The organism is Pseudanabaena sp. 'Roaring Creek' (genome assembly GCF_001402795.1).
GTDB lineage: Bacteria > Cyanobacteriota > Cyanobacteriia > Pseudanabaenales > Pseudanabaenaceae > Pseudanabaena.
Genome location: NZ_LIRE01000190.1, coordinates 1 through 11,576, shown reverse-complemented (window position 1 = coordinate 11,576; position 11,576 = coordinate 1). Strand labels below are relative to the sequence as shown.

8 protein-coding genes are annotated in these 11,576 nt (G+C 44.9%); 3 read left to right on the top strand and 5 right to left on the bottom strand.

Features of this window, described 5'->3' with window-relative positions; all coding sequences use genetic code 11:
• Nucleotides 1–267: 267 nt before the first annotated feature.
• Complete coding sequence (locus tag AC805_RS06085) at nucleotides 268–981, bottom strand: hypothetical protein (RefSeq protein WP_055074589.1); 714 nt, start codon at nucleotides 979–981, stop codon at nucleotides 268–270.
• A gap of 290 nt (nucleotides 982–1,271) precedes the next feature.
• On the opposite strand from AC805_RS06085, the gene AC805_RS06080 reads away from it, so the two are divergent.
• The gene (locus tag AC805_RS06080; RefSeq protein WP_156341323.1) at nucleotides 1,272–2,129 is read left to right on the top strand and encodes a hypothetical protein; all 858 of its coding nucleotides are present in this window, start codon (nucleotides 1,272–1,274) and stop codon (nucleotides 2,127–2,129) included.
• Nucleotides 2,130–2,289: 160 nt separating this feature from the next.
• Here AC805_RS06080 and ftsH read toward each other — a convergent pair whose 3' ends face one another.
• From ftsH to AC805_RS06065, 3 genes are all read right to left on the bottom strand, one after another.
• Complete coding sequence (gene ftsH, locus AC805_RS06075; protein ID WP_055074587.1) at nucleotides 2,290–4,152, bottom strand: ATP-dependent zinc metalloprotease FtsH; 1,863 nt, start codon at nucleotides 4,150–4,152, stop codon at nucleotides 2,290–2,292.
• Between the two features lie 335 nt (nucleotides 4,153–4,487).
• On the bottom strand, nucleotides 4,488–6,752 hold the full coding sequence (locus AC805_RS06070; protein WP_055074586.1) for a caspase family protein: 2,265 nt from the start codon (nucleotides 6,750–6,752) through the stop codon (nucleotides 4,488–4,490).
• 106 nt (nucleotides 6,753–6,858) lie between these two features.
• Entirely contained in the window at nucleotides 6,859–7,296 is a 438-nt protein-coding gene (locus tag AC805_RS06065; protein WP_055074585.1) for a hypothetical protein, read from the bottom strand.
• Nucleotides 7,297–7,410: 114 nt separating this feature from the next.
• Between AC805_RS06065 and AC805_RS06060 the strand changes: the two genes are divergently transcribed.
• Nucleotides 7,411–8,985, top strand: coding sequence for a hypothetical protein (locus tag AC805_RS06060; RefSeq protein WP_055074584.1), 1,575 nt, complete (start codon nucleotides 7,411–7,413; stop codon nucleotides 8,983–8,985).
• Nucleotides 8,986–9,186: 201 nt separating this feature from the next.
• The gene (locus AC805_RS06055; RefSeq protein ID WP_231662461.1) at nucleotides 9,187–9,618 is read left to right on the top strand and encodes a Uma2 family endonuclease; all 432 of its coding nucleotides are present in this window, start codon (nucleotides 9,187–9,189) and stop codon (nucleotides 9,616–9,618) included.
• Nucleotides 9,619–9,877: 259 nt separating this feature from the next.
• Here AC805_RS06055 and glnT read toward each other — a convergent pair whose 3' ends face one another.
• Nucleotides 9,878–11,185 carry a type III glutamate--ammonia ligase gene (gene glnT / locus AC805_RS06050; RefSeq protein ID WP_055074583.1) on the bottom strand — a complete coding sequence of 436 codons (1,308 nt, stop codon included), beginning with the start codon at nucleotides 11,183–11,185 and terminating at the stop codon, nucleotides 9,878–9,880.
• Nucleotides 11,186–11,576: the final 391 nt, after the last annotated feature.

The window sequence follows — 11,576 nt, the reverse complement described above, 5'->3', positions numbered from 1 at the left end:
TATAGCTGTCGCTAATTGTACTAGGACATAAACCCCAAGAATTGACTGGCGGCGCGAAGCGCCGCCAGTCAATTCTTGGGGTTTGATTTGTCCTAAGTCAAGTGACTGTAGCTATAAAACGTCAGTTCGGGTTAAGCTGGCAAATTTTAAAATCCCAAAATTAAAAGCCTTGCTACGCAAGGCTTTTAATTTTAGACTTTGAGAAAGGGCTTGCGTAGCAAGCCCTTTCTCAAAGCCCGTTTCCAATTATCCCGAACTCACGTTCTTTTAATAATCATCTCTGACTGCAAAGGTGATAGTTTGCTTGGTGATGACATTGACTACGGTAGTGGGTTCAATTACGGTTACCTGTGGGGCTGTAACGTTGCCAATTAATACCGCCGCCGCTGCGCCGCCAAGAACATCTTCAATATGAACGCCACCCCGAAATACACCGCCTAGAACTGCTCCTGCGGCTCCACCGATTCCAGCGTCGGTCAGAATTGCACCTGTACTAGTCTCACGGGGATCTTTGACATCATTAATCAGGGCTGACTCGGCTTGCAGTCTGACGGTTGCACCACGACTAGTAAATTTTTGGGCGACAAATTTCGAGCCACCTTCTGCTGGGACAAATTGTCCTTCGATTACTGCCCCCGCAGGTATGAGGACTGTGCCATTTGTGGCTGTGATATCTTGGGCAACTAATAGGCTGGCATTAACGGTTTCTCCCTTGGCAATGTAGAGAGTGTCTTGGCGATTGATTTTGGTAGCGATCGTTTGTCCCGCAGGCAAATTTAAGGTCGAGCGAAATACTTGAGCAATTTGATTTGCGTTTACCTGAGACTGAGGTTGATTGTTTAATTGATTGCTTGTTTGATTGTTTGTTTGATACAACGAATAGGCATAGCTAGGGCTGGCGATCAAAGATGCGATCGCTATACTCAGCGGCATACTGACAGATGAAACAACTGCCAATTTTAAATTGTATTGAGCGCTCATAAACGCCTCTAGGGGATGTCATATAGAGTTCTATTTGATTATGACTAAATAACGATGTTCTTTGTTCCTATGGCGATCGCTAAGTAAGTGGACTTAATTTAAAGTATCTGGGCATAAAACCGCAAAACCTGTAGCGCACGCGCCGCGTGTGCTACAGGTTTTGCGGTTTTATATGTCAGAAGTATTGCTAATCGTTACGAATCTTAGCCGCATTTTACTTGGATGAGAGCGATATGAGTAAAATTAATCCTAATTTCCCTCCCTAATCTTAACTAAGTATTCGGTTTATCATGCAGAGAACTAATTTGAATTTTGGTTTGAATTTTGGTTTGAAGTCTGGTTTGAAATCTGGGTTGAAGTCTGGCTTCAATTTTAAGGTTTCAGTTAAAGCCATTGTTTTGACGTTACTGGCGATCGCTACTTTTACCTTTGTCGTATTTCAGATACCCCAAGGACTATATTCCCAAACTATTCCCGCAGACTTAATCAGTAAGTATAACCTCGCCGTTGCGGATGCTAAGGTTGCGGAACTAGATGAGGTTTCCCAAGATCTAGTGGCAATCACTAAAGACAATAAGTTCTTAATTTGGCAAAACAAAACTGCTCCTAAGGACAAATTACTGGTTGCCACTTGGACGAGCTATACAGGCTATGATAATCAATTCGGTCAGCCAATCACGACATCTCGCCAAACATGGGTGACGGTGGCTCCAGAATTGCAAAACTTCTGCAAAGAAAAATTAAAAGATGTGACGAATCAGAGCGATCGCACGCTGCGTTTGGAGCAACTATTGGGTTTACCTCCCAATAATGGAAAAACCCGTTTTGTGGAATTTTGGGTCAATCCAGAGAATCTATTTCGCCCTAGTGCTGATTCTGAAATCACGGATCGAACTGCCTTTGGTGAATTCACCCAGATACCATTATATCCTGACGCGACTATCAAACTCTCCTATCTCCAGTGGTTTGAGAAGTTAAGATCTCAGTCCTATAACGCCACAGGTGGCTATCCTTGGACAAGGATGGGTTATACCTACGATTGGGGTAATCCCAAAAGTAAAATTGGGTTGAGTGAATTTGTGATCGATACAGGTGCGGCGATCGAGGTCAAGTCCGTGCAGACAACTGATAAGTATTGCGTATCCTAAAAAGCAAAAAGCCGCGCCAAGCGCGGCTTTTTGCTTTTTGCTTTTTATACCAATTCATTGAAGTGAGCCAACACTTCAGTGAATTAAAAAACAAACCCAGTAAGGTTTTGAGATTCCCAAAATGGCAACGCCATTTTGGGAATTTGTATTAAAGAAATTACTATACGTTAACTTCAGCGGGTTTAACTTGAGCTAGTAAACCAGTGAGGAATTCTCCCTCGATTACTTCTGTTTCTAAGAGCTTCTCAGAGATGGACTCTAGCAGATCGCGATTTGCATTGAGAATCGCTAGGGCTTTCGCATGGGCATTCTCAACGATCGCTTTGATTTCCTTGTCGATCGCTTCCGAAGTCGCAGGGCTGACATTGCGTGCCATCTCCATACCACCAAGGAATTGATTTTGTTGCTTTTGGTAGGCAAGGGGACCCAAAACTTCGCTCATACCGTAGCTAGTCACCATCTTATCTGCGAGTTCCGTAGCCCGTTGGAGATCGTTTGATGCACCAGTGGTAATGCTACCAAAGATAATTTCCTCTGCCGATCGCCCACCGAGAAGGGTAGCAATTTGAGCTTCGATTTCTTCTTTGCTTAATAGGAAGCGATCTTCCGTTGGCAGTTGCAAGGTGTAGCCGAGAGCTGCCATACCGCGAGGCACGATTGAGATTTTCTCAACCTTACCGCTACTGGAGTTAAGCGCTCCGACGAGAGCATGACCAACTTCGTGATAGGCGACGATCCGCTTCTCGTTCTCATTGAGAACGCGACTCTTCTTTTCTAGCCCCGCAACTACACGTTCAACGGCTTCGGCAAAGTCTTCAAGTAAGACCGTTTCGCGTCCAGCACGAGCCGCAAGGAGAGCAGCCTCATTGACGAGGTTAGCAAGGTCAGCACCTGCAAAACCAGAAGTACGAGTAGCGATCGTTTCTAGGTCAACACTCTTGTCGAGGGTGACTTTCGCAGCATGGATTTTGAGAATTGCTAAGCGTCCACTCTTGTCGGGGCGATCAACTAAAACTTGGCGATCAAAACGACCTGGACGTAGTAGGGCTTGGTCGAGGGTTTCAGGACGGTTGGTTGCAGCAAGCACGATTACTGTCGTTCCATCTACTCCAAAACCATCCATTTCCGTGAGCAATTGGTTGAGAGTTTGTTCGCGTTCGTCGTTACCGCCGTACATACCGCCGCTAGAACGCGCCTTACCGATCGCATCAAGTTCATCGATAAAGATGATACAAGGCGATTGTTTCTTGGCTTGCTCGAACAAGTCGCGGACGCGGGAAGACCCAACACCAACAAAGAGTTCCACAAATTCCGAACCAGAGATACTGAAGAAGGGAACACCTGCTTCCCCAGCTACAGCTTTGGCAAGCAGAGTTTTACCAGTTCCAGGAGGACCTACTAGCAATACCCCTTTGGGAATCTTCGCGCCGATTTTGGTGTATTTCTCAGGAGTTTTCAGGAACTGCACAATTTCTTGAAGTTCTTGCTTGGCTTCATCGACACCAGCCACATCGGCAAACATGGTTTTAGTCGCTTCACCTTCGACATAGACTTTTGCCTTGCTCTTACCAATCTGCAAACCACCAGGAGCGCCACCGCCACCGTTGCGGCTGAACAGTTGGAAGATACCAACAAAAATTAAGGGGGGAATGACCCAGCTAAGTAATGTCCCGAACCAGCCTGATTTCTGGACAGGTGCGGCAGCAAATTCGACCCCACTCTTTTCGAGTCTTTCGGGGAGGTTTAAGTCAAAAATTGGAGTGGTGGAAATCACATCACCAGGGATATCAGGGGTGACACCCTTTAATTGATAGGTGATTTGGTCTTGTCCGATATATACCCTTGCGACATGTCCTTCTTCGATTTCATGGACGAATAAACTATAGGGAACTCGCGCCACTGGTGGGGCAAATAGATTTGGTAAAAAGATGTTTATTATGAGCAATCCTGCACCGATCAGCAAAAGGACATTGCCAATCAGTCTTGCCCGCGATCGCTTGGGATCTTCTTTTTTAACAGCCATTTTTTTATTTACAATTTGTTACTAAAGTCATTATAGAAACGTTGGCTTAAGGTTGCTAGAGCGAAAACGTAGGGATAGCCGCCTGTATCCGTAGGTAGAGAAGTAATTTTTGATAGGGATTTATCCTAAGTTAAGAAATGGCGTAGCCATTTCTTAACTTGAAAACCATTACTAATAACAATTCACGAAAGTGTGACAACAAGTTTGTGAATTAAACACCAAATCCAGTAAGGGTTTTCAAAAGACAAAATGGCTACGCCATTTTGTCTTTTGGTACAAGAGGAGAATGGCTACACCATTCTTTTTTGGGTAATACATTTGGCTCCAGCGATAAATTAGGCGACTTGATAACTGAAATTGAAGGTTGCCCATTGTTGGACATCGAGCATCCATGTATTGCTGATATTGCCGAAGTTCCCCAAGTCCGATGGTTTGCCTGCGCGATCGAGATCTTCGAGTAGAGCCTGAGCGACTTGCAATGGGTTGGGGAGTGCAATCAAGCCACTGAGAGAGGAGGCTTGGCGCTGGGATGTTTCTAAAATCTTTGCCACTTGTAGAAGTGGCGATCGGCTGATTACCACATAGACATCCACCATACCCTTCGGTGCGGAGATCGCCCAACTCATTGGCAATTTGGGATTGGGGATGGTTAGGGTTTCCGATGGGGCAATAATGCCATCGCTGGCGTAGGGAGGTGTGGAAAAGTTAGGGGTGAGAATCTTACTGCGCGGATCGAGACAAAAAATTCTTGTATATAAAGGATATTCGCTAAAGTTTTCAATTTGGCATTCGAGGCGATCGCCAATGTTAATGGGTTTGGTGCGAACGGAGTTGCTAATAGCATTTTTAGTGATGAGAGCAGCCCGCGCAGCCGATTTGCTAGCGAGGATTGCTAAGCGCCCATCGACACCAATAGTTGCCTTGAGGGTAACACGGGCATCGAGATGGGTCGATGCTTGATTTTCCGTAATGCGAATCAGTTTTGCCGCGAGGAGGCTCTCGAGAAAGGGTTGTAAACGCTTAATCGCGACTCCTACGGACTCACCGACGGAGCCGAAGGAACCGAGGATTGGCGTATGTCCAACGGTAAATAAGCCATAGCTTGCGGATTGGACACCAAAGAGACAATCAGCGCATTGTTCGTTAGCGTTTACCCCAAACATATTGGGTAAGGTGGAGAAGGAACTAGTGGCATCAACCCGTTCAATTTTGCTCAAACCGTTATCAAGGGCGATCGCTAATTTGACATTATGGGAAACTGCACGCGTGACCTCTTGGAGCAATTGCCCCGTTTCCAGTAGTCGATTGTTATTGCGATCGCTTAAAATTTCAACTTTGCCGTTAAATCCATTGCGTGATTTAAGTTGAACAGTTGCCTGAGGATTAGGCGATATGATTGGCAGTTTCTTGGGGGCGGAATCTGTAACGGTATTATTGTTATTATTTGATTTGTTATTTATTTTGTTATTTGATTTTTCATTCGATTTTTCATTTATTGGATTGGGAATGATGGACGATGCCATCACATTCAAGATCGAACCAACTTCATAATTGCTCAAAACGGCAATCGGTAAACCTGCAAGATAGACTTCGGCGGTGTGGCGATCGCTCGTGACGCTGGTAATCACCCCATCAGAGCCAAATTCGGGAATTGGTAACATCTCGGCGAAGGTCGTTTTTGGGATTGCTTTCTGTTTGCTTGCCTCAATTCCCCACATAGCGGCAACCTGCTTATCGATGCTGAGGTTATCGTTGTGGAGTGCGCGGCGATCGAGGGTAGTAGCGAGATCGCTCATCACTACATGGACTGTGGTGGCGGGAACGATCTGCCAGAGTTGTTGTACCAAGGCATAGGTAAATGCACCGCTACTAAAGCCCGACCATTGGGCATCGGCGCAAAGCATTTCGCCTGATGCTGCCCGCAAATTAGTACCCTTCGGTTCGGGGGAAAAGAGAGGGGGATTTTCCGCCTTTTCTGTTTCTGGTTGCCAGTTTTTTAACCCGATTCGCGATCGCAAACGGAAATTGCCGAGTTCGGACATATTTGGATAATAGAAACCTGCATCGACAATGCTTAACAGGCGATCGGTGGCGATCGCCTGTAGCCAACCCTGCCATTCTTGTTCCGTAATATCCTGCAAATTTTCGAGGTTTTGCGGCAAGCCACTATCAACGGGGACAAGGGTATTGTAATCTCCCAGCCGTGAACCATGACCGCTAAAGTGAATGATTACCAAGTCATCGGGTAGGGTTTGCGCGACTAAATGTTCGGAAATAGCGTTACTAATATTAGTACGGGTGGCTTCTAGATCGGTCAAAGTGACTATATCCTGTGGGGCAAATCCAAAGCGATAAATCAATAATTCCCTTTGTAATTCCACATCATTGATGCAGCCCTGTAAAGGAAGCCATCCTGCGTTACTATCTTCTTTTGCTTCGTATTGGTTGATACCAATTAATAACGCTCGCTTGCGTTGCTGTCCATTTGCTTGACGGACATATTGCTCGGCAGCAAATGCCACGCGATCGCGAGTAAGAAATTGCCATCCGATCAGACTGGTCAGACTAGCTTGCAAGAATTGTCGCCGTGCAATTCCCATGTTTATGCCGTGAATTCCTATTCTTTTTTGACGATCGCACTTCTAATTAAAGCCGATTCAAGGCACCTCTTTTCAGTTATTTTGTCAGATTTTTTAGTTAGTTTTTTTAATGAGTAAAATTACTCATCTCTAGGAATTTTTCCATTTGGATCATTTCCGATTTCATGCCTAAACGTCCAAACCCATCCTTTGCTCTAAGTCCCCATTCTTGCGCCTGCTCGATATTTCCTTTAGCAAATTCGAGTCGAGCATAGCAACGCTCAAAAAAGGCAATTCTCTGGCGATCGTGATTGCGCTCGGCGGCAATAAATCCAGTCATTAATAATTTTTCCGCTTTTGTGAAATCGCCTTCGATGATGGCGATATCTGCTAACCAGCCTCTTGTGTAATTGGTATAGCGTTGCCACTGGATTGCTAAGGCTAAATCTAGGGCATTTTGATAGAGTTCTTTTGTTTTAGCATAATTTTGTTCTTGATAGCAAAGATCGGCTTTGGTGGATAAAGTATAAATCTGAAAGCGAGTGCGATCGGGGCGACAATTCAAGGATAAAATTGAATGGTTTCTGATGAAGCAAAAGATACTTCATAAGGGGTGCGTCCGACCTTGAATTGGCGAACTTGGAATTTACGGGATTAATTTAGCCAAGGTAATTAAGAGATGAAATACAAAAACGATATTGCTTCCAAATTAACATCTACAGACAAGTCATTATCCCTAAATCTGCAAACAAGACCATTCGCACCCATTGGCTCCCCTCAGATCGACTCTACATCTGAGGAACGCGATCGCTATCTCCCTGTAAAGTCGAGCTTCGCTGAAAATATTCTTGCTAATAAACCCACATCATCAATTCCTCCCTTATCGCTACAACCTATTAGTCGTCTAAAAAATCCATCAGAAAGAAAAGCAAGGATTCAGACCAAACAGGCTGATGCCCGAACGATCGCATTATTGCCAAAAAAGCCAAAACATAACTCAAAGGAGATCGCAACCGAGCGGGGAACAACCCTTCAAGCAAAGCCGAACATGGGCGAAGCGATCGATTCTCCATTAAAAAAGCGATCGCTCCAGCGCCAAAATTCGACGGGGGAGAAAAAATTACAGGAGTTAATCGCCCCCGAAATAACCCATGTAGTGCAGCAGAATGTTGTGACAGTAAGGCGATCGCCTTTGCAAGATGTTGTGCAACGGGATGATACGTTATCAACCCCAACCGTAGGAGGATACGGTGGCGATACGATTGAAGGAAGCGGTAATTTCTTAGAATTTCTTGATGATGCGGCAAACGCGCTTAAAACAGTAAGAGATCCGAGTAAGAGTTCCATCGAAGTGGGAATTGCTGGTAGCAAAGCTGTGGGTAGTCTCACTGGTACTGTTGTAGCAGGGCTTAAAGCAAATGAAATCGAAAAAATGACAAGTTGTTTGGAAGCAATGTCTGAGGGCTTCAAAATATTTGATGCAGGCAAGGAAGTCTGGGAAGCCGTGCGTAATGTGGATTTTTGGAACGACACGACAATGCAAACCTTTGAGAATGTGGCGGTGGTTATTGGTAAGTTGGGCGATTTTATTATTGGTTCTACCAAGATCGCTAACGCTTTTGTCAGCGCGATGGAATGGACTACGGGAAGATTATCCTCTTTTGCGAAATGGCTTCCCATAAGCGAATTGATTATGAAATGCGTCAAGTTTATGGTATCGGTAAAGAAATGGATTTTTGCTTTCACCAGTTATAAAAAATTGAAGGTATTACAGGGAACTATTGACCCAGCTAAGCAAAAGCAAGTCGGCTACTTGGTGGACGAGCAATGGAGTCGGCTGAAGAATGGTGCAGTTCCCTTTGCCTCAACTGGGGTAGATTTCGCCTCTGAGACTGCCAAGTATTTCCCCAGTTTGGGGATCAATGTAGCGATCGTTGCTAGTTTGGGAACTGCGTCAAAGGCACTACCCTTAGGGCATAAAGTTTTAGCTTCAGGTTACGACTATGCTCGGCAAGGATGGCGAAATTTCATCAAGAGGTGTGCGAGTAGCGGCATGGCGGAATACTTCGCAGCAATAGATAAAGCCGATCTAAATAGTTTCCGAGATGGTTTAGTCAATTTCGTCTTCAATGAAAGGAACGAAGCCCACGGAATGCTCATTCTAGAATCTCTCGGATTGGGAGCACGCGTTCAGACTATGGGTGATACGGAGGCAAAAGAAGCGATCGCTGAGGCAGTAAAAGATATTAAGTAGATTTTGAGCGTACCGCCCGCGTAGCGGGCGGTACGCTCTTCTGGATTTTAAGTTTACTTATGCCTAGCTACTTAGTAAACTAGTTAGCAATGCGATCGCTTAGTTTTTGTGAATGGTAATGGTTTAAACTCTATAGAGTGTCTATTTGCTTGCATGAAAGATTGTGAAATGTTAGAAAATAAACAAGATGGAATTTGAGCAATGAAAATCACCCTTGATATACCTCAAGTTGAACTTGAAAAATTAATTGCTCCTGCGATCGCTGAACCACGTATTGCTCTTCATGATATAAATTGGCAGCAATACCAAACCTTCATCGATCTATTTTCTGGACATCAAAATCTCCATCTAACCTATCTCAAAGGAGCATTAGAAATCGTGACGCTTTCGCCAGAGCATGAAATGCTGGAAAGAATGATTGCAAGGCTGATTGCGAGATTGCTGTATGTCTATGCCGATGTTATGAATATTGACCTCTTTAGTTGCGGCTCCGCTACTTGCAAATCAGAATTAACGGCGAGGGGATTAGAACCCGATGAAAGCTTCTGCATCGGTCAGCGTCAAGAATTGCCTGACTTAGCGATCGAGATAACGGTCACTAGTGGAGGTATTGATAAATTGGAGGTTTATTAGGGATTAGGAATTACCGAAGTTTGGTTTTATCAAAATAGAAAATTTACACTTTATCGTATCAATAGCGATCGCAGTGGATATAATGCGATCGCTCAAAGCCAATTCTTTCCCAATCTCGATCTAAACCTGATGCTCGAATACATCCAACCCGATCGAGAACCTGCAATGGTTAGAGTATGGCGTAAATTGTTAAGCACGCATGATTAAAGCCCAAAAAGCTGTGGCGCACGCGCAGCGTGCGCCACAGCTTTTTGGGCTTTTAACAATCTAGAGTATGTTCCAATTCCCAAGGACTAATGCGAGTACTGTAATCATTCCATTCGCGTTGCTTTAACTTGATATAGGACTTCACAAACTCTGAACCTAACGCATCGGGCAGAATCATATTTGCTTGCAAACATCGCAGCGCATCCAAAAGATTAGCAGGCAGTTGTTTCACCGTACCCAAGGGAAGCGGATCGGTGTAAGAATTATTGTCATGTCTTTGACCAGCATCGCGATTATGTTTAATGCCATCGAGACCACTGGCGATGAGGGCAGCAGGGAGAAGATAGGGATTCGCGGCTCCATCGGCGAGACGGAACTCAAAACGTCCTGCTTCGGGAATGCGAATCATGTGGGTGCGATTGTTGCCCGTGTAGCTGATCGTGTTGGGCGACCATGTTGCACCAGAGTTAGTGACGGGAGCATTAATTCGCTTGTAGGAATTGACGGTGGGATTGGTGAAGGCGCAGACAGATTCGGCGGAATGTAATACCCCGCCGATAAATTGATAAGCTAATTTCGATAGACCGAGTTCTCCTTTTGCGTCATCAAAGAGATTCGCATTTCCCTCTAAATCCCAAATGGAGAGATGGGTATGACAGCCGTTGCCCGTTAGATGTGGAAATGGTTTCGGCATAAAGGTGGCGCGGAAGCCGTGCTTTTCGGCGATCGCTTTGACCATATATTTAAAAAAGGCATGGCGATCGGCTGTGACCAAAGCATCAGCATAAGTCCAGTTCATCTCAAATTGACCATTCGCATCTTCATGATCGTTCTGATAGGCTCCCCAACCCATCGCTAACATCGCATCGCAGATTTCAGCAATGATATCGAAGCGGCGCATCAGGGCTTGTTGGTCGTAGCAGGGCTTGCTAGCGCGATCGCATAAATCAGAAATATCTGTACCATCGGCAGAGAGTAGGAAATATTCACATTCCACACCAGTTTTGACGCGATAGCCGAGGGCTTCGGCTTGTCTGAGGGTTTGCTTGAGAATATAGCGTGGAGCTTGTTTGACAGGTTCGCCATTCATGTAGAGATCGGCGGGCATCCAGCCAATTTCGGGTTGCCAAGGTAAGGGGAAGAGACTATGGCGATCGGGAATAGCGAAGAGGTCAGGATCGGCGGGTGTCATGTCGAGCCATGTGGCGAATCCTGCAAATCCTGCGCCATTGGCTTCCATTGAGTCGATCGCTGCGGTTGGCACTAATTTAGCGCGTTGCACGCCAAAGAGGTCAGTGAAGGAAATGAGAAAGTAGCGAATCCCTTTTTCTTGAGCAATTTCCGATAGAGCCTTGGTCATAATCCCGTAGTCACAATGTTTATCTCTCAGCAAACGGGATTATCGCTCAAATTAAAATTTAATCTAGTATCAATCTTGTCAATAATATTTCGTAGAAAAAGATCTAGCTTTGTCTTTGAATTCGTTAAGACAGCATAGTTTTTGGGATAGGCTAGTTTTTTATGTTGTCATAGAATTGGCGATCGCCTGATTGCTAATTGCTGAGTATAACGCTCTCGATATCTCTATGACAAAGTTTGAATGATTTAGTCAGCAATTCTCATTATGACTTTTGATTTGTCTAAGCCGTCAAATTTTGAACGAAAGCATCGGCTTTTTAAAGATCGCTATTGCGGCTATTCTCAATAGTTGCCGCCAGATAAAGACAAAATTTTCATAATGAGAATTGCTG